The organism is Neisseria zalophi, from assembly GCF_008807015.1.
Classification (GTDB): Bacteria; Pseudomonadota; Gammaproteobacteria; order Burkholderiales; family Neisseriaceae; genus Neisseria; species Neisseria zalophi.
On record NZ_CP031700.1, the window covers coordinates 1,645,868 to 1,668,955 of the forward strand.

Annotated in this window: 19 protein-coding genes; 6 read left to right on the forward strand and 13 right to left on the reverse strand. The window is 41.7% G+C overall.

Going from position 1 to position 23,088, the window contains the following annotated elements:
* Positions 1-228: 228 nt before the first annotated feature.
* Together purE and crcB are read left to right on the forward strand one after the other, a co-directional pair.
* Positions 229-717, forward strand: coding sequence for a 5-(carboxyamino)imidazole ribonucleotide mutase (gene purE, locus D0T92_RS07640; protein WP_151051699.1), 489 nt, complete (start codon positions 229-231; stop codon positions 715-717).
* Positions 718-773: 56 nt separating this feature from the next.
* A complete protein-coding gene (crcB, locus tag D0T92_RS07645; RefSeq protein WP_151051701.1) occupies positions 774-1,151 on the forward strand; it encodes a fluoride efflux transporter CrcB in 378 nt (125 codons plus the stop codon).
* A gap of 23 nt (positions 1,152-1,174) precedes the next feature.
* Here crcB and rluD read toward each other — a convergent pair whose 3' ends face one another.
* The gene (gene rluD / locus D0T92_RS07650; RefSeq protein WP_151051703.1) at positions 1,175-2,293 is read right to left on the reverse strand and encodes a 23S rRNA pseudouridine(1911/1915/1917) synthase RluD; all 1,119 of its coding nucleotides are present in this window, start codon (positions 2,291-2,293) and stop codon (positions 1,175-1,177) included.
* Here rluD and D0T92_RS07655 point away from each other — a divergent pair.
* Together D0T92_RS07655 and D0T92_RS11770 are read left to right on the forward strand one after the other, a co-directional pair.
* Positions 2,292-3,101, forward strand: a complete 810-nt coding sequence (locus D0T92_RS07655) for an outer membrane protein assembly factor BamD (protein WP_151051705.1) — start codon at positions 2,292-2,294, stop codon at positions 3,099-3,101. The two genes, rluD and D0T92_RS07655, sit on opposite strands and share 2 nt — an antisense overlap.
* Positions 3,102-3,647: 546 nt before the next feature.
* Positions 3,648-5,105, forward strand: coding sequence for a YadA-like family protein (locus D0T92_RS11770; RefSeq protein ID WP_151051707.1), 1,458 nt, complete (start codon positions 3,648-3,650; stop codon positions 5,103-5,105).
* A gap of 155 nt (positions 5,106-5,260) precedes the next feature.
* Here the strand turns inward: D0T92_RS11770 and D0T92_RS07665 are convergent, their stop codons facing one another.
* Positions 5,261-7,333, reverse strand: a complete 2,073-nt coding sequence (locus D0T92_RS07665; protein ID WP_151051709.1) for a DUF262 domain-containing protein — start codon at positions 7,331-7,333, stop codon at positions 5,261-5,263.
* A gap of 39 nt (positions 7,334-7,372) precedes the next feature.
* Positions 7,373-8,734, reverse strand: a complete 1,362-nt coding sequence (locus D0T92_RS07670) for a DUF262 domain-containing protein (protein WP_151051711.1) — start codon at positions 8,732-8,734, stop codon at positions 7,373-7,375.
* Positions 8,735-8,986: 252 nt separating this feature from the next.
* On the opposite strand from D0T92_RS07670, the gene D0T92_RS07675 reads away from it, so the two are divergent.
* The gene (locus D0T92_RS07675; RefSeq protein WP_151051712.1) at positions 8,987-10,384 is read left to right on the forward strand and encodes a calcium-binding protein; all 1,398 of its coding nucleotides are present in this window, start codon (positions 8,987-8,989) and stop codon (positions 10,382-10,384) included.
* A 123-nt stretch (positions 10,385-10,507) separates the two neighbouring features.
* Here the strand turns inward: D0T92_RS07675 and D0T92_RS07680 are convergent, their stop codons facing one another.
* The 3 genes from D0T92_RS07680 to D0T92_RS07690 all read right to left on the reverse strand — a co-directional run bounded on the left by D0T92_RS07680 (position 10,508) and on the right by D0T92_RS07690 (position 13,345).
* Positions 10,508-11,302: an ABC transporter ATP-binding protein gene (locus tag D0T92_RS07680; RefSeq protein ID WP_151051714.1), complete on the reverse strand. Its 795-nt coding sequence runs from the start codon at positions 11,300-11,302 to the stop codon at positions 10,508-10,510.
* Positions 11,299-12,204 (reverse strand): ABC transporter permease, encoded by a 906-nt coding sequence (locus D0T92_RS07685; RefSeq protein ID WP_151051716.1) that lies wholly within the window; start codon positions 12,202-12,204, stop codon positions 11,299-11,301. The genes D0T92_RS07680 and D0T92_RS07685 overlap by 4 nt, the downstream gene beginning before the upstream one ends.
* A 139-nt stretch (positions 12,205-12,343) precedes the next feature.
* Positions 12,344-13,345: an ABC transporter substrate-binding protein gene (locus D0T92_RS07690; protein ID WP_151051718.1), complete on the reverse strand. Its 1,002-nt coding sequence runs from the start codon at positions 13,343-13,345 to the stop codon at positions 12,344-12,346.
* A gap of 293 nt (positions 13,346-13,638) precedes the next feature.
* On the opposite strand from D0T92_RS07690, the gene D0T92_RS07695 reads away from it, so the two are divergent.
* Complete coding sequence (locus D0T92_RS07695; RefSeq protein WP_151051720.1) at positions 13,639-14,271, forward strand: 7-carboxy-7-deazaguanine synthase QueE; 633 nt, start codon at positions 13,639-13,641, stop codon at positions 14,269-14,271.
* 39 nt (positions 14,272-14,310) lie between these two features.
* On the opposite strand, the gene yfaE is transcribed toward D0T92_RS07695, so the two are convergent.
* From yfaE to hemE, 7 genes are all read right to left on the reverse strand, one after another.
* On the reverse strand, positions 14,311-14,622 hold the full coding sequence (gene yfaE, locus D0T92_RS07700; RefSeq protein WP_151051722.1) for a class I ribonucleotide reductase maintenance protein YfaE: 312 nt from the start codon (positions 14,620-14,622) through the stop codon (positions 14,311-14,313).
* Positions 14,623-14,813: 191 nt separating this feature from the next.
* Positions 14,814-15,947: a class Ia ribonucleoside-diphosphate reductase subunit beta gene (gene nrdB, locus D0T92_RS07705; RefSeq protein WP_151053024.1), complete on the reverse strand. Its 1,134-nt coding sequence runs from the start codon at positions 15,945-15,947 to the stop codon at positions 14,814-14,816.
* Between the two features lie 45 nt (positions 15,948-15,992).
* Complete coding sequence (locus tag D0T92_RS07710) at positions 15,993-16,220, reverse strand: DUF2188 domain-containing protein (protein WP_151051723.1); 228 nt, start codon at positions 16,218-16,220, stop codon at positions 15,993-15,995.
* Positions 16,221-16,238: 18 nt separating this feature from the next.
* Positions 16,239-18,518 carry a class 1a ribonucleoside-diphosphate reductase subunit alpha gene (gene nrdA / locus D0T92_RS07715; protein WP_151051724.1) on the reverse strand — a complete coding sequence of 760 codons (2,280 nt, stop codon included), beginning with the start codon at positions 18,516-18,518 and terminating at the stop codon, positions 16,239-16,241.
* 445 nt (positions 18,519-18,963) lie between these two features.
* Complete coding sequence (cls, locus tag D0T92_RS07720) at positions 18,964-20,451, reverse strand: cardiolipin synthase (RefSeq protein ID WP_151051729.1); 1,488 nt, start codon at positions 20,449-20,451, stop codon at positions 18,964-18,966.
* A 304-nt stretch (positions 20,452-20,755) separates the two neighbouring features.
* A complete protein-coding gene (ilvE, locus tag D0T92_RS07725; RefSeq protein WP_151051731.1) occupies positions 20,756-21,757 on the reverse strand; it encodes a branched-chain-amino-acid transaminase in 1,002 nt (333 codons plus the stop codon).
* A gap of 179 nt (positions 21,758-21,936) precedes the next feature.
* Positions 21,937-23,004 (reverse strand): uroporphyrinogen decarboxylase, encoded by a 1,068-nt coding sequence (hemE, locus tag D0T92_RS07730; protein ID WP_151051733.1) that lies wholly within the window; start codon positions 23,002-23,004, stop codon positions 21,937-21,939.
* Between the last annotated feature and the right edge of the window lie 84 nt (positions 23,005-23,088).

Consider the following 23,088-nt stretch of genomic DNA (forward strand, 5'->3'; position numbering starts at 1 on the left):
TTCGGTCAAGTAAGTTATTTTCAGACGGCCTTCATATTGAAAACAGGCCGTCTGAAAATATAAAGATAACCATACTGCTTAAAATATGGCAAAATCCATTTTAAACCATTATGGTTAGAAAAATTTAAGGCTAATTTCGGGATATTGAAAAGTACACGGTATCATTTCCGCCCATTTCATTACCCCACTTAGCAAACCGTTTATTGACCCTGCAAAGAAAGAAAACACATGATACAAGTAGGCATTATTATGGGCAGCAACAGCGATTGGCCGGTGATGCGCCATGCCGCACAATTTTTAAAAGAATTCGGCGTTTCGTTTGAAACCCGCGTTGTTTCCGCCCACCGCACGCCGAACCTGATGTTTGAATATGCCGAAACTGCCCACGAGCGCGGTTTGAAAGCCATTATTGCCGGTGCCGGCGGTGCCGCCCATCTGCCCGGTATGGTTGCGGCTAAAACCACCGTTCCGGTATTAGGTGTACCTGTTCCCAGTAAATATCTGAGCGGTGAAGACTCCCTGCTATCCATAGTTCAAATGCCCAAAGGCGTACCTGTGGCCACTTTTGCCATCGGTGAAGCCGGTGCCGCCAATGCCGCTTTATTTGCCATTTCTATGCTGGCTGTTGAAAATAATGAACTGGCAAGAAAATTAGTAGAATTCCGACTGAAGCAGGAACAAGTTGTTTTAGCTATGGATCTGCCTGAAATTGAATAACCTATACCTGCCGAATGCCTGCTATTTTCAGACGGCCTCAATTTAAGGATAGATTCATGCCAGCCAACTTTTTCGCTATTATTGTCGGCGCCGCATTCGGCGCCTTGTTCCGGCATGCTTTCAGCGTATGGTTTGCCGGTACATCGGCATGGTTGGCATTCGGCACTTTAATAGCAAACTGGACAGGTGCTTACCTTATCGGGCTGATAGCATCAGTGCTGGAATATTTTCCGCATTTCAGTCCGAATTGGCGCCTGCTGTTGATTACCGGTTTTCTCGGCAGCCTGACCACCTTTTCCGGTTTTTCTTTAGAAATTATCGGTATGTTGCAGGAACAACGTTGGGCAGCAGCAGTTACCACCGCCTCATTGCACCTATTTGGTTCATTGTTTTTAACGGTTCTCGGCATAGAAACCGTTCAACTTTTTCGTTAAAAAAGGTTAAACACAACGCCCTACTAATTGCGTACATAAATCACTTCTACATCGTAATCATCATCGTCCCAGTCGTCGTCATCATGTTGATTTTTTTCATGCCATTCATCTTCATGGCTTAGAGAAGAATCCAAACCGGCTTCAAGACGCAATAACGATAAAAGGTGATACATATCGGCCGGGATAGGTGCTTCGAATGATACGGTTTCTTGAGTAGCCGGATGGATAAAGCTCAAACGATAAGCATGAAGTGCTTGCCGGTTTAAATGGCGAACGGCTTCTTTGATATTATCCGCACAAGGATGGCGTGGATTGCCATAAACCGGATCGCCGGCCAAAGGATGATTGGCTTCACGCATGTGAACACGGATTTGATGGGTACGGCCTGTTTCCAAAGCGCATTCGATATAGCTGTGTGCCGCATAACGCTCTAGCACTTTCACATGCGTAACTGCCGGTTTGCCGCCGAATTTAACCACCGCCATTTTCAAGCGGTTATGCGGATCACGGCCGATAAGGGTTTCGATTTTACCGTCGAAAGGTACAATCCCGTCGGCGACCGCACGATAAATACGCTTAACCGTACGTTCTTGAAGTTGTTGTACTAAAGAGTTTTGTGCGGGTAATGTTTTAGCCACCACCATTAAGCCGCTGGTATCTTTATCCAAACGGTGCACAATACCGGCTCGCGGAATCTGGCTTAATTCCGGCGCATGAGCCAATAAGCCGTTGAGTAAGGTTCCGGTCCAATTGCCGGCAGCCGGATGAACCACCAAGCCGGCAGGTTTGTTTAAAACAATAACGGTATCGTCTTCATAAACGATATCCAAATCCATAGCTTCCGGCGTGAAAGCTAAGTTTTCTTCACTTGGACGCACCGTTACCGCAAGATATTCACCGCCTATCAGTTTATCTTTCGGTTGAGCGGTTTTTTCATTTACCGTAACCGCGCCTTCTTTTATCCAAGCGGTTAAACGGCTGCGCGAATAATCGGGCAGCAATTTGGCCAGCGCCGCATCCAAACGCATACCCGCCAAATCAAGGGGAACAGTTAAATTAATGCAAGTTTCTGCATTTGGGGCTGCCGCAAATGGCAAATCATCGTTATAATCGGTTTCGTTGTCAAAGGAAATGTTCTGCATGAAAAAAATTCTTTTAGTAATCTCATTAGGTTTGGCTTTGGCCGGCTGCGCCGGAACCACTGGCACGATTGATAAAGACGCGCAAATCACTCAGGAATGGACAGTCGAAAGACTGTATGCCGAGGCGCACGACGAGCTCAATAGCAGTAATTATACGCGAGCCATCAAGTTATACGAAATTTTGGAATCCCGCTTCCCCAACGGTCGCTATGCCCAACAAGCACAGCTTGATACAGCTTACGCCTATTATAAAGACGACGAGCCGGAAAAAGCACTTGCAGCTGTTGAGCGTTTCCAACGTATCCATCCGCGCCATCCGAATATGGATTATGCCCTATATCTTAAAGGTTTGATTTTATTTAACGAAGATCAATCTTTTTTAAATAGATTAGCCTCTCAAGACTGGTCAGACCGCGATCCTAAAGCCAACCGTGATGCCTATCAGGCATTTTCACAGCTGATCGAACTCTATCCAAACAGCCGATATGCCCCGGATGCTGCCGAAAGAATGACAAAACTGGTGGACGCTTTGGGTGGCAATGAAATGGCTGTTGCTCGTTACTATATGAAACGCGGTGCTTATCTCGCTGCTGCCAATCGCGCACAAAAAATAGTTGAGCGTTATCAAAATACCCGCTTTGTAGAAGAATCACTTGCCATTATGGAAGCTTCTTACCGCAAGCTGAACAAACCACAGTTAGCCGATGATACCCGCCGAATTTTGGCACAAAACTTCCCCAATAGCCCCTATCTACAAAAAAGCTGGCAGGAAAATAGTAGTATTCCGTGGTGGCGTTATTGGAAGTAATGACCAAATATCTATTTTTTATAGCAGCCTCTTACCTTATTAAAAAGCTGTAATTAGGAAGATAAGTTTAAATAACACCAAGTACGTAGCAATTTTAGCTGCTTACTTGGTGTTATTTTAATATGAAAACAAGCCTTACCTATTTTTTAAAATCATAAGGGATATTAGCTTTTTCAATTTTTCCTTATATTCTAGCTACTTATGCTTAGTTTTTAAAAATTCTAATCTTAGTTGAAATCAAAAGCGCCAAAAAAGGCCGTCTGAAACTTCAGACGGCCTTGCTATTTTTTACATGGGAAAATTATTTTTATTGTTTATTCTTCATTGATTCAAATCATTTTTAAACATAAAAAAATGATGAATCAATAACTTAGAATAAATGCTCAAAAAACAGATAAAAATACTGTAAGTTTTCCGCTCCTTTATACGTAAATGTCATGCAAGCGCATTCAATGCAGTGTTTTGTAGCCTGCTGATTGCCCCTCATGCAACCGGATCTATTGTCCGAAGTATGTTTTTACTTGAATTAATCTTAAGGAGTGTATTATGCAAACCAAATCTTTTAATTCCATACTTTCTTTAACTGCTGCTGCCGTACTCAGCATTTTCACCGGGCAGGTTTATGCAGCTGATAATAATGATTTGGCAACCCAAGTTGGAAACAACAGGAAATCTATTGAAAATATTAATAAACAACTTAGTACTCATACTGGTTCTATTGCAAACAATCTTGCTGCGATTCAAGATAATAAGTTTGACATTCAACAAAATAAAGATCAAATAGAAGGTTATCGCAATTCGTTAAATGCATTAAAAGGAAGCTTGGTTGATCAACAAGATCAAAATACCAAAAATATCAAAAAAAACGAAGAAACATTAACCCGTCATGAAACTGTATTAAATACCTTTGGCCAAGTAAGCAAAGCATTCGGTCAGGTAAAAGAAGAGCATGCTAAAAAAATTGCTGAAAATGCCAATAACATTAGCAAAATAGAAAAAGACGCCCAAGCCAACACTGCGCAATTAAATAAACACGAATCAACCCTTACCAAACAATCAGCCGATATTGCAAAACATGAAAAGCAACTCAATGATCATGATGCTGCTTTAAAAACTTTTAGCCAAGTAAGCCAAGCTTTTGGTCAGGTAAGAGAAGAACACGCTAAAAAAATTGCTGAAAACAATACGCTTACTAAAAAGAATGCCGATTTAATTACCCAAAATAAAGAAGCTATTGAGCGTATTTCTTTAGGGAAAGGTGTAGATCCTAAGAAAGTTGCTCAAATTGACACCAACACCAACGCGATTACTAATCTACAAAATACTGTGAAAACAGCTACCGAAACCAATAAAGCTGATATCGCAGCCAACAAAGCAGCTACCGAAACTAATAAAGCCGGTATCGCAGCCAACAAAGCAGCTACCGAAACTAACAAAGCCGGTATCGCAGCCAACAAAGCAGCTACCGAAACTAACAAAGCCGGTATCGCAGCCAACAAAGCAGCTACCGAAACCAATAAAGCCGGTATCGCAGCCAACAAAGCAGCTACCGAAACCAATAAAGCCGGTATTGCTGCCAACAAAACGGCTACTGAAACCAATAAAACAGATATCGCAACGAATAAAGCAGGTATTGCAGCAAACCTTGCAGCAATCAACCGTTTAAATCAAACTGCTATCAACCCACAACGATTGGAGAGCGTCGAAGCCAAAACCGCGCGCAATACAGCTGACATCAACCAGCTTAAAAATAAAGTCAAAGACTTAGATAAAGAAGTAAGTCGTGGTTTGGCCTCACAAGCAGCACTGGGCGGCCTGTTCCAACCTTACAACGTAGGCAAACTTAATGTGTCTGCAGCTGTAGGTGGCTACCGCTCAGAAACCGCCGTTGCCGTCGGCACCGGCTACCGCTTTAACGAACACTTTGCAACAAAAGCAGGCGTTTCGTGGAATACCAAAGGCGGTAACGCAGCCTATAATGTCGGTGTCAACTTCGAATGGTAAGCTAAACTGATACTTTACAGGCTTATGCCGGATGGAAACATCCGGCATTTTTATATAGACCTCTATAACTATTATCGCATTGATTTGCTTTAATCATAAGCTATAACAATTGGCGTAAATAAGACGGTTTGAATATTTCAGATGGCCTTAAATATTTATGATGATGAAGTGGCTAATCCTTTTTTTAATATCTCTATCATTTCTTTATAATGTTTCTGAATTTGCTCTGCCTCCCACTTATCTTCCTCTTTCATCATCAAATATTGCTTAATGCTGTCTATATGTTCTTTACCCTGATAATGTTCTTTTTTGGCATTCGGTGAATAATTACTAAGTTTTGAATTTTGACTATGACTAATTAAGCAAAGATTTCCAAAAGAATGGATATCTTCCTCAGTCAGCCTATTTTCCCCGCTAGAATCATTATTTATCGGATGTTGGGGATAATAATGCTCGACCGAACTACGGAAAGTAAATTCATAATCCCTTATCTTTTTATCAATTTGATATTTTTCATCTTTCCAAAGCAAATAGTCTAAATAATTGAATACAAAATTATTTTCAATATGCCCATACGATAGTGGTTCTTCTATACCCTCTTCCATATTATTCGATAAAAGCCCAATGTTCTGAGGCTTGCTTTGGTATTTATAAATAATGTCAAAATAATCTTGTTTTTTAACATCAGAATCTTGTTTAACCAAAAACCTATCCAACATAAATGAACGGGCTACTGATTCGAGATGTTCTTTATATGCCTTATTCGTTACGGCATCCTGATTAAAAAGATAATAAAGAGCGGCATTTAACCAATATTTATAAGGCATGCCCGGCATAGAAACATGAAAGGCCGTTTGCAACATAATAATTTGTTTGCCATCATTATCTTCATCGTCTCTTTTATCGAAAGTATTTTTATATACATTCCCTTTAGACTTACCACCTTCTTTTATAAAACGTTTCAAAGCCCATTTGCTTTTTGTATCTTGTGCATAACGCTTAATAATATATTGGTCATAAAGCCACCGACAACGCAGCAAATTCACCATAAATTTTTTTACTTTCTGCTTGGCATCGGCAGGTTTTAAAATCTGCTCTTCAAAAACATCTAAGAGTTTTTTATCATCAAGTGAAATGCCTTCAACCTTATCCATATCAGATTCATGGCCGATCTGAATACACAAAACCTGTAATAAAAAATTGGGGAAATCAATCACCGATTGAAATTGTTCATTTTGCTCCTGACTAGAATTATTTTTATCATCAGCTATAGGCGCTGTATTTTTAATCAGTTCATCTAATGATTCGCCTAATGACTCTATACTTTCTTTTGTCGCATCTGCACTTTCTTCTGATTGTTTAATAATTTTTGCTTTAATGGAAACAAAATCTTTTTGAAAAGTATTCCAATCTTCACCAAATATCTGGTCTCGTTGCTCAACGGTAAATCCCATTTGTACATATTTGCCCATATTGGCACAGGCTTCCCAAATGATATTCAAACATTCTTGACCTTGTATATCGTTTTCTAATTTTTCCAACATACGAGCTTTTAGAATTTCATGTTTTTCCAGCTGTTCGCCACGGCTATTCATTATTTCAAAGTAATGATTCAAATCAGTATCTTCTGGAACTTCAACCCGCATGATTTTAACTTTTTCCAATAAAAATGAAACGAATTTACTCCATTTCATTTCCTTATCTTTTAATTGATTGGGCAAAATGCTGCGAATCAATTCATAGCCGTGTTTCATTTCAATATTGAGCTGTTCATCTGTAAGCTCACTCCAATTAACACCCTTCAAATTAGCACTCTTTAAAATCACCTCAAGTGTTTTTTCAGAATTTGTGCGACTTTCAAAACGCAATTTGTCTTGTTCAAGTTTCAAATCCTCCAGCTTATTCTTCTTATTCTCCTTATGCTCATTTTTTAAATACGCCGCCAATAAAAACAATGTTGTTAGGCGTTGTTGTCCATCAATGATTTCAAAAGTTTCATTAGTTTCATTTTCTAATTTCCGTTTAAACACCACCAGAGTGCCAATATAATAAGGCTGTTGTTCTTGTTCTTGTTCTTGTTTGAGGATATAGTCAATAATATCTTGAATTAATTGTTTTATTTCTTTTTCACCCCAAGCATAATTGCGTTGATAAATCGGAATAAGATAATGGCTGTTATCACTCAATAGTTCCTCAATGGAAAATTGCTGTATCTGTTCTTCACTCATTTTGTTTTGCTTTAAAAAAATTTTTTAAATCACATGCGTTTAATTACTATCTGTTTTTAAAAGATATTTCCTATCTTTAAATAAACTTTCGATATCCCCCATTTTTGTTGCTTCAACTTTTTTTATAATTGGCAACGGATAGCCCAGAAAATCAGCCGGCTCTACGGCCTCTTTCAGTCGTTTAAACATATTATTTTCCAAAACATATTTATTAATACTATCCCAAGAAACGGCATATCGTTTCAAACGCAAGCTGTATGCCCAAATAAAAGCTTTCTCAATGGCACGAGAAATATCGGCAAGGCCGAATTTATCTATATAATAAACCATCAAACACTCAAATAAATTACGCACATATTGGTCTCCAGTCCGACCACGCCCTTCATAATTTTTGAGTGTATTCAAAATTATCGTTGCCGAATTATCAAGCTTATTGATCATATTGGATTTAAGAGTTTCTACTTTATATTTTTTTTCTACATCAAAATAATGCCCAATCATCTTAAAAAAATACCTGCCATTAATCACTGGCTGATCCAATTGAAAGGGGAAATTTATATTCTCATTTTGTTTCTGATCCGATTCAAAAAAATCATACACAATCTCTAATTGCCTGATATAAGGATAGCGCCTTTTATCTTGAGCAAGATTGACACCTTTAAATAAATCAATATTTTCTTTTTTAAAAGAATAAGCAGTATAGCCATTTAACCAACGGCGAATAGGATATAAATAGTTAGAAAATAACTTTGCTAAATCCTTCGAACTACACTTTTCCCATTTTTGCACTGCGAGCTTTTTCTGTTCTTCATCATTAGAACCGAATGCCCGCAGATGATAGGCTTTTAATAAATCATGTGGTTGAAGATCAAGCCCGCGCGCATTTTGAGAGTCAAAAAATTGAAATGCTTCGGAAATATTGGTTAGCGTAAATGTAACCACTTTGCATTTATCAAGTAAAAAATTAACATGATCTTGGGTAAAATCCGGGCGTGAAATCAAACGTTTGATTTCAAGATAATTATTAATAATGTGTTTTTTAGAAATATCGCTTTTAAATTTAAAATTCTTTGCTACCTCGGCCCGCTTTTTAAGCTTTTCACAATCTTTAAACTTTTCATTTTCAGCTAGTGCTTTAATGATTAGTAATAAGGTAATAATCCTCTGCTGGCCGTCTACAATATCTTTCCGGCCTTCATTTTGATGGAAAACAATCGTACCCAATCGATATTCCGATTTATCTTTATGCGTGCTGATATCCGAAAACAATTGGTGAATGTTTTTTTCAGTCCATTTATATGGGCGTTGATATGATGGAATACTTAAAACTTGGCTACCATCAAATAGCTTTTCTACAAAACAAATGTTTGTCTCAAGCTCTTTTGAGGTGTTAGCAGTCATATTTTTTATCCTATTTATTGTTATTTTTTCAAAATGATTATAATTTATATGTAATATTCACATATATTATCACATTACCATTCGGCTTAAAATAATCCCACTTAAATAAAAACAATCGCTCTTGAATTTATATGGATTAGAATAAAAACACCAATTCCATCAGATACTTATGCTATTTTCATTTTATGAATAATGGTTAATTACGATGGCATGGTAATTTACAATAAATCTTACTTTTGGGAGTGTCAAATTATGACTTACGGTTATTATTCTCATGGAAAATCACATGGCTATACTCATCATAGCCATTCAGGAAAAGGAGGCTATGGCGGCCACAATCATTATGGCTATGGCAGCCATAATGGCCATCACTCTAACCATTATGGTTGGGGAGGTCACTCACACAATAGCGGCCATAGCGGAAAGGGAACATGGGTTATCTATTGCGGAGTGAAGGTTTTTATTCCTTACTGCCCACCGGCAAAACCTTATCCGAAGCCTGATCCTAAACCCGATCCTAGACCGGATCCCAAACCTGATCCTATTCCTGATCCAAAACCAGACCCAAAACCCGATCCTAAGCCCGATCCCAAACCTGATCCGAAACCAGACCCAAAACCTGATCCTAAGCCCGATGATAAAGATGAAGACTGCCATGATTGCAAAGATTCAGATAAAAATCCCGACAATCATTTCGGTGGAAAAGATCATAATCCGGGCAATATAATTAAAGGACAGCCCGACGAAGACAACACGATTCACGGAACGGATAAAAAAGACACTATCCGCGGCACTGAAAAAGATGATGTTATCCATGCCAAAGATGGCCCTGATGTAATCTACGGTGGTGATGGTGACGACATTATCTATGGCGATAACCGTGGCGATACTTTATACGGGCAAAATGGTAACGATAAATTATACGGCGGCAATGGCAATGACTATCTGAACGGCGGCGCCGGTGATGACATTATGGTCGGCAACGCTGGTAATGATGTTTATTATGTTCAACAAGCCGGTGACAAGGTCATTGAAAAAGCCGGTGAAGGCATTGATACCGTACGTAGTGAAATCGACTACACCCTGACAGATAATGTTGAAAACCTGATTCTGATGGGTTTGAACAATCTTAACGGTACAGGCAACAGCCTTGACAATATTATTACTGGCAATGCAGGCGATAACCATCTAAAAGGATTAGATGGTGATGATACGCTGTACGGCAAAGGCGGTAATGATATCCTTGACGGCGGTGAAGGTGATGATTATCTGGACGGCGGCACCGGTTGCGATACTTATGTCTTTGATCTTTGCTATGGTCACGATACGATTTGCGACTATGATCAAGATACCGGTAATACCGATGTGTTGCAATTCGGCGAAGGTATTAAAGCCAGTGATCTGACTTTCTCCCGTGTGGGCACCGATTTGCAAATCCATGCCAATGATGAGGACAGCATTACTGTAACCAATTGGTTTAAAGATAATGCTTACCGCATCGAAGAGTTTGTATTCACCGAAAGCAATACCACTTGGGACAGCGCTGCTATCGATAAAGCTATCGGTAGCTACGGTGTGGACAGCACTGCTTATGCTGCGACAGCACAAGACCAAATTCAGCAACAAACCCAAACACAAGGTATTTTATAATCACTTGATTGCTAGGGTTTAAAAACAAGCCGTCTGAAACTTTCAGACGGCTTGTTTATTATATTGGCCGGATACACCGATAAGGCTATTAAACAATGCTTTTATTTCAACAGCAAAAACCTATCAATCCAACAACAAAGCATCATCGGTAACCTTTTCACCGCGTGTTTGCTCAAACAAATCAAGTAAGTCCGGCACATCCATACCGGCACGTTGTTCACCGGAAACATCCAACACCACTTTGCCCTGATGCAGCATAACGGTACGGCTGCCATGATCAAGCGCTTGGCGCATGGAATGTGTCACCATCATAGCCGTTAACTTATTTTCTTGAATAATTTTATCGGTAAGCTCCAAAACAAAAGCTGCAGTTTTCGGGTCGAGTGCCGCCGTATGTTCGTCAAGCAGTAGAATTTTACTGGGTTGCAAACTGGCCATCAATAAGCTGACCGCCTGCCGTTGCCCGCCCGAAAGCAAACCGATACGGTCGGATAAGCGGTTTTCCAAGCCGAGTTTTAAAACCGAAAGCTTTTCACGGAATAACTCCCGATTATCTTTATTTAATGCAAAGCCCAAACCCCGCTTATGGCCGCGAGAATAAGCCAATGCCATATTTTCTTCAATACTGAGTGCTTCGCAAGTTCCGGCCAGCGGATCTTGAAATACACGGGCAACCAAATGGGCACGCTTGTGCGCGGGCAATTTGGTGACATCTTTACCATCGATATGAACGCTGCCGCTATCCACCATCAAATCGCCGCTGATGGCATTAAGAAATGTAGATTTTCCCGCCCCGTTACTACCGATAACAGTCACGAACTCACCATCTTGAATATGCAGACTCATGCCACGCATAGCGGGATTTTCAATCGGCGTGCCCGCATTGAATGTTACCTTTAAATTATCTGCGCGCATCATGATGTTTGTTTCCTTTTTAAAGCACGTTTTATCATCGGCAAGCGTAAAGCAATCACCACCAATATGGCGGTAATCAGGTTTAGATCCGTCGGCCGCACGCCGATACTTTGTAAAAAGCTATTGCCCAATGCAAATGAAATCAGCAAGCGGTAGACGATTGCACCAATAATAGCCGATAAAGTAATCAAGACAATGCGTTTACTACTTAAAAGGTTTTCACCGATAATCACCGCCGCCAAACCAATCACAATAGTACCGATACCGCTGGCCAAATCGGCGCTGCCTGTCGTTTGCGCAAATAATGCGCCGCCCAAAGCAATCAGACCGTTTGAAATCGCCATGCCCAAAACAATCATTTTAGAGGTTGCCACGCCCTGTGATTTGGCCATACGCGCATTGACACCGGTGGCACGCATTGCCAAACCGGTTTTGGTATTAAAAAACCAATCTAACAATAATTTAGCCACAACCACAAAGCCTGCAATAATCAGAGGCTGCACCCAAAACTGATTACTGTAATCATCCGCTACAAAAGAAGAAAACACACTCGGCGCATTGATTAAAGGCAGATTGGGCGTTCCGCCGGTAATACGCAAATTCACCGAATACAAGGCCACCATCACCAGAATACTGGCCAATAGCGGCAGAATTTTAAGCGAAACATTCAGCCATGCCGTTACCACACCCGCACACGCACCGGCAGCCGCCCCAGCCAAGCAGGCCAACCAAGGATTCATACCCAACCCCACACACACGGCAAATACCACAGCACCTAAAGGAAAGCTGCCATCGGCCGTTAAATCGGGAAAATCGAGAATGCGGAAAGAAATCAACACGCCCAGCGCTACCAATGCATAAATCATGCCGGCTTCAATGCCGCCAAAAAAAGCGATTAAGCTCATACTAGCTTTCTATTTATTGATTTTATTGAAATAGTGATTGTAAACAAGCAAAGGCCGTCTGAAAAATCAAGGCCAAGCAATTGAAAAGCAATCAGCCAACCCGAAGGCCGGCCAATGCTGTTTATTCAGAAAAATTCGTTTATTCAAAAACTTCTTTGGCTTCTGCCACCAATGCATCTGGAAGCACGATGCCTTGTGCGGCCGCATTTTTCTTACTAAGCAATAAATCGAGATTTTCCATATGGGCAGACGGAATCTCACCGGCTTTCGCACCATTTAAAATTTGTACAGCCAGCTCGCCGGTTTTCTTACCCAAATCATGATAATTCACCCCTAAGGCGGCAACGGCACCACGTTTTACCGAATCCGTATCAGATGCAATCAGAGGAATTTTCATTTCACTGGCGGCTTTCGCCATAGATTCGTATGAAGACACGACATTGTTATCCAAGGAAGTATAAATCAAATCTACTTTACCATTTAAACTGCGGGCGGCTGTTAACACATCAGAAGAACGTTGCGCGGGCGCAGCCACCAGATTAATGCCTTGCGGCTCCAGTTGCGATTTCAGCTGCTCCAATACAATCGTAGAATTCACTTCACCGGGGCTGTAAACATAACCCACGTTTTTCAACGTCGGCACAATTTTTTTCATGAGTTCAATCTGCGGTGCTAATGGCAGTTCATCGGAAACGCCGGTAACGTTAGTATTCGATGCATCCATATTCGGCACCAGTTTGGCTTCTACCGGATCGGTTACCGCCGCATACACCACAGGAATAGTTTTAGTAGTCGCCACCACAGATTGGGCACTTGGCGTAGCAATAGCTACAATCACATCAGGATTATCGCCGGCAAACTTTTTGGCAATTTGAGCGGCATTGGCGGTACTACCTTGTGCACTTTGAAAATCAATAGTCAGGTTTTTACCTTCTTCGAAACCTTTCTCTTTTAATTCTTCAATCACGCCTTCACGTACCGAATCCAAAGCAGGATGTTCCACGATTGTAGTAATTGCTACCCGTTTGCTACCCTCTGCCGCAGCAGTGCTTTCCGATTGGTTTTCTGACGGAGAACAGGCAGCCAGAAGCAATGCTGCAATGGTTCCTAAAACATATTTGGCAGTGTTGGGGTATTTCATGAATACTTCCTTCTTAAAAAATGAGCATGTTAAAATATAGCAATTGTGCAATATTATTTTAATTTGTTTAAAAAATCATTGTTCTGACTAAAAGATTGCGCTGCCTTGCCCGCTTAATATCAGTATAAAATTTTAGTTTTTTTATAAAAACTGGTTTTTAAAATCTTATTTAAATTTATTTTTATAATTAAAATTTAAATCAATTATAATATTACAAAAAAAGTGGTTATCTTAACCGCCACCCTATTTGCCGCCAAATGCGGCTGCCCTATTACTATTTCACACCACACACCATGACCGAAATCTTCCCCCACAATCCCCAATACCGTATCGTTGAAATTTTCGAGAGCCTACAAGGCGAAGGCTATAACACCGGCATGCCCGCTATTTTTATCCGCTTGGGCAAATGCAACCTTGCCTGCCCTTGGTGCGATACCGATTATCTGACTTTTACCATGATGAGCCTAAGCGATATTTTAGGCCGTCTGAAATCATATACCGCCCGCAATATTATTATTACCGGCGGCGAACCGACCATACAGCCTCATCTCGATACTTTGCTGAATGCACTAAAAGCCGAAGGCTACACACTCTGGATGGAAACCAACGGCTTAAACCCCGCTCCGGCGCAAATCGATTTTGTCGCCACCAGCCCTAAAGCCCGCTATGCCGACAAATATCAGAAACAATGTATTGAAAAGGCCGATGAAGTGCGTATTGTCGTTGATGGCGATATCTTGGCGTTTTGCGAACAAATGGAAAAGAAAATTGCCGCCAAACATTATTTTCTTTCACCATGCGAAGAAAACGGCATCATGAATATTCATGAAACCATCCGTCAGCTCGGTATTTTGAACAGCCGCCCCCATGCGCCGGTACATTGGCAATTAAGCATACAAACACACAAATGGGCAGGTATTGAATAAGATTCGAATCAACAATAGAACAATCGGAATCGTTTAGATTTATCCGTTGTCTGCCGGCTCGTCAAATAAATCCACATCAAACAGATCAGGTTCTGCCATGCGGACAATGCTGTCGACTTCAATTGGTTCGGTTACCGTGCAGCAACAAGGCAGAATTTCATTTGGGCCGATAAACGCCAAAGGAAACTCTTGATACGAAACCTTGCCCGATAAAAGCTTGACCCGGCACGAACCGCAATAACCGCTGCGGCATTGATATTCCACCTCGTGCCCGGTGCGCTCCAACCCCTCCAAAAGGGTTTCATTTTCTTGGAGTTCGAAGGTTTTATGACGGGTTGTAATCAAAGGCATAACCGGTTTCCCATACCGCTTCACACGGCAAATCTTTCAACTATTTTGCTTTTGCTAATTATTAGCCCAATAACTTTCAGACGGCCTATTCAGTCAAAATCATCATGGTTAAAAAAATCAGAAATAAACAGGCCGTCTGAAACGGGTATCAATGATTTCAGACGGCCTGTTATACACTCAATCCCGTATGTTTACAGTTCGAAGTCACCCAAATCATCAGCGCTGACTTCTGCATCAATCTGGCCGATAAGATAAGAACTGATTTCCACTTCCTGCGGTGCAACTTGAACATTATCGGAGGACAGCCAAGCATTAATCCATGGAATCGGATTCTGCCCCGCGCCTTCAAAAGCAGGCTTCAAGCCAACAGCGATCATACGAAGATTGGTAATATATTCAACGTATTGACTAAGTATTTCTTTATTCAGACCAATCATTGAACCATCTTTAAATAAATAAGCCGCCCATTCTTTTTCCTGCATAGCCGCTTTTTTAAACAAATCGAAACATTCCTGCTCCAATTCGGTAGCGATTTCCGCCATTTCCGGATCATCCACGCCACTACGCATCAGGTTCAACATGTGTTGGGTACCGGTGAGATGCAAGGCTTCGTCGCGGGCAATCAGTTTGATAATTTTGGCATTACCTTCCATTAATTCACGCTCGGCAAAAGCAAACGAACAGGCAAAAGAAACATAGAAACGAATCGCTTCCAATACATTCACGCACATCAGGCATAAATAGAGTTTCTTTTTCAACTCGCGTTTGCTGACCACCACGGTTTTATCGCCGACCTGATGTTTACCCTCGCCCAATAAATTATAGTATTGGGTATATTCGATTAAATCATCGTAATAACAGGCAATATCTTCAGCACGCGCAGTAATATAAGCATTATCGACAATATCATCGAACACGACCGAGGGATCATTCACAATATTGCGGATAATATGGGTATAACTGCGCGAATGGATGGTTTCGGAAAAAGACCATGTCTCAATCCAAGTTTCCAACTCGGGAATCGACACCAATGGCAGCAAAGCCACATTCGGGCTACGCCCTTGGATAGAATCCAGTAAGGTTTGGTATTTCAAATTACTGATGAAAATATGCTTTTCATGCTCGGGCAGGTTTTGGTAGTCGATACGATCGCGCGAAACATCAATTTCTTCCGGACGCCAGAAGAATGACAGTTGTTTTTCAATCAGTTTTTCAAAAATCTCATATTTTTGCTGATCATAACGCGCCACATTCACAGGCTGACCGAAAAACATCGGTTCGGTCAGCGCATTGTTTTTTTCTTTGCTGAATGTGCTGTAAGACATGACTAAGTGTTCGCAGGACATATTTTAATCCAATAAATTCTAAAATTATTTTGTATCTTTGGGCGGGTAAGGGTCATTACCATAGCTATTTCCTGCTCGAATACGACCATCAATACCATGAATTTTTGTATCTGATCGTTGATTACGTGCAATATCTTCGGCAAATGTAATAGCTTCTTTTTGGGTACTAAAAACTTTTGTTACTTTCTCATTCCCTGCACCCCTTACAGCCCAACCGTCTTTATAAGGTACCACATGTTGATTTTTTCCCACACAACCTCCTAACAAACTTTAAATCTTACAAGCCCCACCGGCGCAGCTATCATCTTGAAAATCTGTTTGGGTGTCATCCGCACCATCACGGGTATTGTGGTAATACAAGGTTTTCAGGCCGAATTTATAAGCGGTGAGCAAATCTTTTAAAAGCTGTTTCATCGGCACTTTGCCGCCCTCGAAACGTTGCGGGTCGTAGCTGGTATTGGCGGAAATGGCCTGATCGACAAATTTCTGCATAATGCCGACCAATTTTAAATAGCCGTCGTTAGAAGGCATCTGCCACAATAATTCGTATTGGTCTTTCAAGCGTTCGAATTCGGGCACCACCTGTCTCAAAATACCATCTTTAGACGCTTTAACCGATACCAAGCCGCGCGGTGGTTCAATGCCGTTGGTGGCATTAGCAATCTGTGAGCTGGTTTCAGACGGCATCAGGGCGGTTAAAGTGGAATTGCGCAAGCCGTATTTCACAATGTCGGCACGCAGGCTTTCCCAATCCAGATGCAATGGTTCTTTACAAATAGCATCCAAATCTTTTTTATAGGTATCAATCGGCAGTTTGCCTTGTGAATAAGTGGTTTCGTTAAACAATGGACAGGCACCAAATTCTTTGGCTAATTCTACCGATGCTTTCAGCAAGTAATATTGAATGGCCTCAAACGTGCGATGAGTTAAAGGAATAGCGGAATCATCGCTATACTTCACACCGTTTTTGGCCAGATAGTAGGCATAGTTAATCACCCCGATGCCGAGGGTACGGCGGTTCATGGTGGCAACTTTGGCGGCTTTCACCGGATAATCCTGATAATCCAATAAGGCATCCAGTGCGCGAACGGCCAAATCGGCCAAACCTTCTAGTTCGTCTAAACTTTCCAAGGCGCCTAAGTTAAAGGCCGATAAGGTACATAATGCAATTTCACCGTTTTCGTCATGAATATGGGTTAACGGCTTGGTCGGCAGTGCAATTTCCAAGCATAGGTTGGATTGGCGGACAGGGGCGACTTTGGGGTCGAACGGGCTGTGCGTATTGGAATGGTCGACATTCTGAATATAAATACGTCCGGTACCGGCGCGCTCTTGCATCAGCAGAGAAAATAATTCTGTGGCCGGTACGCTGCGTTTGCGGATATTCGGGTCTTGTTCGTATTGGGTATACAAACGCTCGAATTCGTCTTGGTCGGCAAAAAATGCATCATAAAGGCCTGGCACTTCATGCGGTGAGAATAAGGAAATATTGCCGCCTTTAATCAAACGGGTATACAGAAGGCGGTTGATTTGTACGCCATAATCCAAATGGCGGACACGGTTGTCTTCTACACCGCGGTTGTTTTTCAATACCAACAGGCTTTCCACTTCGATATGCCAAAGCGGATAAAACAGCGTGGCCGCTCCCCCGCGTACACCACCTTGCGAACAAGACTTAACAGCCGCCTGAAACATTTTGAAAAAGGGAATACAGCCGGTATGTTGGGCTTCGCCGCCACGGATTTCACTACCCAGCCCACGGATACGGCCAGCATTAATGCCGATACCTGCACGTTGTGAAACGTATTTCACGATGGCGCTGGTGGTGGCATTAATAGAATCCAAACTATCGTCGCACTCTATCAATACACAGCTTGAAAATTGGCGGGTCGGGGTACGCACACCGCTCATAATCGGGGTCGGTAATGAAATTTTGAAAGTAGAAACGGCATCGTAAAAGCGTTTTACATAATCCAAGCGAGTCTCTTTGGGATATTTGGCAAACAGACACATGGCCACCAAAATATACAGAAACTGTGGGGTTTCATAAATTTGGCGGGTAACACGGTTTTGAACCAGATATTTACCTTCCAACTGTTTCACTGCACCATAAGAAAACGTCATATCACGACTATGGTCGATATAATCGTTTAATTCGTCGAATTCTTCACGGCTGTAATCAGCCAAAATATGGCGGTCGTATTTGCCTGATTCGGTTAATTTAGAAACATGGTCAAACAGGTGCGGCGGTTCGAATTCGCCGTAGGCGATTTTGCGCAAATGGAAAATAGCCAAACGGGCAGCCAGATATTGATAGTCGGGTGTTTCTTGGGAAATTAAATCGGCGGCCGCTTTAATAATAGTTTCATGAATATCTTCGGTACGGATGCCGTTATAGAATTGAATATGTGATTTCAATTCGACTTGAGAAACGGAAACATTATTCAAACCTTCGGCTGCCCAAGTGATGACTCGGTGGATTTTATCAAGATTTATCGGTTCCAAACGGCCATCGCGCTTGGTGACTTGCAAGTTGCTTGAAGCGTTCATCTATTTCTTCCCAAAAGTTTCATAAAACACAAGATACGGTAGTACCCCGACCAACGGAACACAATATACTGTATTTTTTATCGCGCTTCCAGTCTTGACAAAACCGCTAAAAAGTAATCTTTTCCACCCGATAACCGCCCAAACTGAGAACTCATACGTTTATCTTTATCTGCTTTTTCTCATCTGGAAAAAAGTTTGCAAACATAAAACAAGACTTTGCATAAATATCAAAGCCGCACACCATCAAAAATAGCAGTATCAAACAGCCTATATCGAAAGCAGCATAAAGCATCCCCTACTATCAAAAATTATCTTTCACTTTTAATGTAAATTAACGTTAAAGAAAGGTGTATTTGATACAGTTTTATCTATTTAATTTGAGGCCGTCTGAAATATTTCAGACGGCCTCAAATGGATTGATTCATTAAGTTTCTCTAAACGATATTTATAACAACGGGCTCATCAGGCGGACTGTGTTTTCTACCAATCCCCACCATTTTGCCCGCTTTTGCCATTTTTTAATGCTGATATATCGAGATTGGGCAAGGTATTGTTGTTGCAGCGTACTCACTTCGGCAGTCATATTCTGATCATAAATAGCCAAACTGATTTCCAAGTTTAAGAAAAAGCTGCGCATATCCATGTTTACCGTACCGAACAATGTATAGCCGTCATCTACTGTCATGGTTTTAGCATGCAGTAACCCCCCTTCAAATAAGGCAATTTTTACGCCGGCGCGCAATAAAACCGGATAATAGGCCTGAGAAGCATAACGTACCATTAGCGAATCAACTTTTGCCGGCACTATCAATGTCACATCCACCCCACGTTTGGCGGCCGTTGTTAAAGCCATTAATAACGGTTCGTCGGGTACAAAATAAGGCGAAGTAATCACCAGTTTTTCAGTAGCCGCATAAATAGCGCTGATAATGGTTTCATAAATAATACGTTCGGTCTGGCTGGGTGCAGACGGAATCACCTGCGCCACAATATCCTGCGCTTGCGATGGCTCCGGTATAATTTCATGAATATCTTCGATATAACGTTTGAGATAATGTTGTACCTCGGTTAGGTTTTGATCATTCTCTACCGCCACATCAGCATAAAATACCGCCGCCATTTCCAAAACCATAGGGCCGGTACAGCGCATCATCACATCCACCCACTGCCCCACACCTGAATTTTGTTTAAAAAACTTTGGATCAACCAAATTATAGCTGCCGGTATAGCCTATTTTTTCATCAACAATCAACAATTTGCGGTGATTCCTCAAATCACTTCGGGTAAACAGCGTTCTCAACGGCCCTACCGGCAACGCGGCATGTACTTCCACACCTTCGGCACGCAGCCGGGCAATCCATTCGCTTTTGAAAAAAGCATGGCTGCCGACGGCATCGGCCAAAATAATACAATCCACTCCCCGCTTGGCCGCTTCGATAACCGCATTTAAAACCTCTTTAATTTTCCCTTGCGGGTCAATAATATAAAAAGCCAGTAAACACGATTTTCGGGCGGCTTCAATATCTGCCAACATCGCCGATACAATTTCGTCGGTAGTGGAAAGCAGCTTCATATGATTATTTTGGGTGACATCCAAGCCCACTGAGTCGGTCGCTACTTTAGCGATACCAAGATAATGAGGGGAAATTTTATCCGTTCCATCCCAACCCATATCACTTAAATATTGGTCTGCAAAATCACTATAAAAGCGGTTCATTTCATCCGAGCGTTTGGCGCGTGCACTGCCTAAACGCGGTTCGCCCAATAAGAGGTAAGCGAAAACACCCAATAATGGAAATGCAAACAAAATAACCAGCCAAGCAAAAGCAGAGCCTGTATTACGCTGTTGATACAGTACCCGTACTGTAAAAGCCAATACCACAGCCGTATACAAATAAATCAAAATCTGAGTCCAAGAAATTTCTATATTCATAATTTTTTATACTTGTTAAAAAATATCAAAAACAGCTGTCGACTTTTACACACCTACAATCCAACCATATGATGTAAGCACAATAAAATGAAACCCTGTATTGTTACAATATAGGCCGTCTGAAAAAACTTTTTACAATTCAAAGTTAAGTGTACCTTAAATCAATATCAATATAATAAAAAAGTAAAAAATTTCGGTCACAACAAAATGATATACTTTAAAAAATTCAATATTCCAAAATAAAAGGCCGTCTGAAAACATGCTTTCAAACAGCCTTTCCAAAAACTTGATTCAAACAAGGCAATCAAACATCAATTTTTACCAACCATCCATAGCGGTCTTCTGCCAAACCATATTGAATATCAGTAATCGCTTTACGTATTGCATAACCTTTTTCTTGACTTTGAACCTCAATTTCCTGACCGTCAATAACAAAAGCCGTTACCGGAGAAATCACCGCTGCCGTACCGGTGAGAATCGCTTCGGCACCGTTTTCAATAGCAGCGCGCAGTTCATCAACCGTGAAGTTGCGTTCGCTAATTTGATAACCCATATCAGCAGCAATTTTCAACATTGAATCACGGGTAACACCGTGTAAAAATTCGTCTGTTAGCGGTTTGGTGATAATCTCATTACCATTAATCAACGCAAAATTAGAAGCACCAGTTTCCTGAACATCACCATTCGGACAGAACAACACCTGATGCGCGCCATAATCTTTGCGGGCTTTAACCGTCCAGGGCAGAGCTGATGCATAATTTCCTCCGCATTTCACACGCCCCATATGCGGCGCACAACGCATATGTTCGGTTTCCACTAATAATTTCATCGGAGCGCCCGGTTTAAAATAATCACCAACCGGAGAGGCCAGAATATACAACATAGCATTATCTGAACCTACCCCTGCTTTACCGATAACCGGATCCGTACCGATAAGCGTCGGACGCAAATATAATGAAGCAGGTGCTTCAGGAATTTCATCGGCCGCACGCGCCACCAACTCGAACAATGCACGATGGAAAGCATCGGTATCCGGAACAGGTAAACTCAACAAACGGGCACTTTGCTGCATACGGGTAATATTTGCATCCGGACGGAACAATACAATACTGTCATCATTTTGTCTGAATGCTTTCAATCCTTCAAAACACTCGCTGCCGTAATGCAGAGAATGCGCACCCGGGCTCAACTGAAATGCTTCCGAACTCTGCCAACGTATATCCTGCCATGCGCCATTTTCAAAAGCTAATACCGGCATATCTTTATGAAAAACACTGCCAAAAACAGTGGGAACTTTTCTTACCATAACGACAATCCCAAGATGAATAAAAAATATCAAAATACTCTCAGCCCGAAAAGTTTGCAAGTCTTTCTATACACTAATAGCAAAACAACCCAAATAATATAACCATTAAAAGCCCAAAGCCGTCTGAAAATATTCAGACGGCCTTTTTTCAATAGACTTATTTTGATGATTAAATAATGTTATTTAGAAGAATGATATTGACGGGATAATTCGTGTACGCTATCAACCAGCAATTTGGCATGCTCCGGATTAGTGTGTTGGTTGATACCATGACCCAAGTTAAACACATGGCCGCTGCCCTCACCAAAAGCTGCCAGGATGCGCGCCGCTTCATTGCGTATACTTTCGGGTGTGCCAAATAAGGCAAAAGGATCAAAATTGCCTTGCAATGCCACTTTATCCCCGACCCTGCGGCGCGCTTCGCCAATATTGCACGACCAATCCAAACCCAATGCATCCGCACCCGTTTGCGCCATTTTTTCCAGCCATAAACCGCCGCCCTTGGTAAACAGAATAACCGGCACACGGCGGCCTTCGTGTTCGCGCTTGAGGCCGTCTGTAATCTGCTTCATATAACGCAAGCTGAATTCTTCAAAAGCCGCATCACTCAACACGCCGCCCCAAGTATCAAAAATCTGAACCGCTTGGGCACCGGCTTCAATTTGGGCATTTAAATAAGCGGTTACCGCCTGCGCATTGGTGTCTAAAATTTTATACAACAGATCAGGGCGCGCATACATCATACTTTTAATAGTGCGGAATTCTTTACTGCTGCCGCCCTCCACCATATAACAGGCTAAGGTAAACGGGCTGCCGGAAAAGCCGATAAGCGGTACCCGTCCGTTTAAAGCGCGGCGGATAGAAGAAACGGCATCGAAAACATATTGCAATTTTGCCATATCGGGCACGGTCAGCTTGGCGATATCCGCCTCATGTTGCAACGCCCGCTCGAATTTAGGACCTTCACCTTCAGAAAAATACAAACCCAAACCCATCGCATCGGGCACGGTCAGAATATCGGAAAATAAAATCGCCGCATCCAAATCAAAACGATCCAGCGGCTGTATGGTCACTTCGGTTGCCAAATCCGTATTTTTACATAATTCCAAAAAGCTGCCGGCTTGTGCTCGGGTTGCTTTATATTCAGGCAGATAACGGCCGGCCTGCCGCATCATCCAAATTGGCGTGTATTCGACAGGTTGTTTCAATAATGCCCGCAAAAAAGTATCGTTTTGTAGTGAATTCATTTTAAGCTTTCGGTTTTAATCCGTTTATCAATATAAGGCCGTCTGAAACGGTTTCAGACGGCCTTCCGATTAAAATTTACTGAT

Coding starts and splice junctions, on each gene's coding strand:
- crcB (WP_151051701.1), top strand. CDS start 774: ATGCCAGCCAACTTTTTCGCTATTATTGTCGGCGCCGCATTCGGCGCC.
- D0T92_RS07685 (WP_151051716.1), bottom strand. CDS start 12,204: ATGAGCTTAATCGCTTTTTTTGGCGGCATTGAAGCCGGCATGATTTAT.
- D0T92_RS07670 (WP_151051711.1), bottom strand. CDS start 8,734: ATGACTGCTAACACCTCAAAAGAGCTTGAGACAAACATTTGTTTTGTA.
- D0T92_RS11770 (WP_151051707.1), top strand. CDS start 3,648: ATGCAAACCAAATCTTTTAATTCCATACTTTCTTTAACTGCTGCTGCC.
- cls (WP_151051729.1), bottom strand. CDS start 20,451: ATGAATATAGAAATTTCTTGGACTCAGATTTTGATTTATTTGTATACG.
- yfaE (WP_151051722.1), bottom strand. CDS start 14,622: ATGCCTTTGATTACAACCCGTCATAAAACCTTCGAACTCCAAGAAAAT.
- D0T92_RS07655 (WP_151051705.1), top strand. CDS start 2,292: ATGAAAAAAATTCTTTTAGTAATCTCATTAGGTTTGGCTTTGGCCGGC.
- D0T92_RS07680 (WP_151051714.1), bottom strand. CDS start 11,302: ATGATGCGCGCAGATAATTTAAAGGTAACATTCAATGCGGGCACGCCG.
- ilvE (WP_151051731.1), bottom strand. CDS start 21,757: ATGGTAAGAAAAGTTCCCACTGTTTTTGGCAGTGTTTTTCATAAAGAT.
- D0T92_RS07675 (WP_151051712.1), top strand. CDS start 8,987: ATGACTTACGGTTATTATTCTCATGGAAAATCACATGGCTATACTCAT.
- hemE (WP_151051733.1), bottom strand. CDS start 23,004: ATGAATTCACTACAAAACGATACTTTTTTGCGGGCATTATTGAAACAA.
- D0T92_RS07690 (WP_151051718.1), bottom strand. CDS start 13,345: ATGAAATACCCCAACACTGCCAAATATGTTTTAGGAACCATTGCAGCA.
- nrdB (WP_151053024.1), bottom strand. CDS start 15,947: ATGTCTTACAGCACATTCAGCAAAGAAAAAAACAATGCGCTGACCGAA.
- rluD (WP_151051703.1), bottom strand. CDS start 2,293: ATGCAGAACATTTCCTTTGACAACGAAACCGATTATAACGATGATTTG.
- D0T92_RS07665 (WP_151051709.1), bottom strand. CDS start 7,333: ATGAGTGAAGAACAGATACAGCAATTTTCCATTGAGGAACTATTGAGT.
- nrdA (WP_151051724.1), bottom strand. CDS start 18,518: ATGAACGCTTCAAGCAACTTGCAAGTCACCAAGCGCGATGGCCGTTTG.
- purE (WP_151051699.1), top strand. CDS start 229: ATGATACAAGTAGGCATTATTATGGGCAGCAACAGCGATTGGCCGGTG.
- D0T92_RS07695 (WP_151051720.1), top strand. CDS start 13,639: ATGACCGAAATCTTCCCCCACAATCCCCAATACCGTATCGTTGAAATT.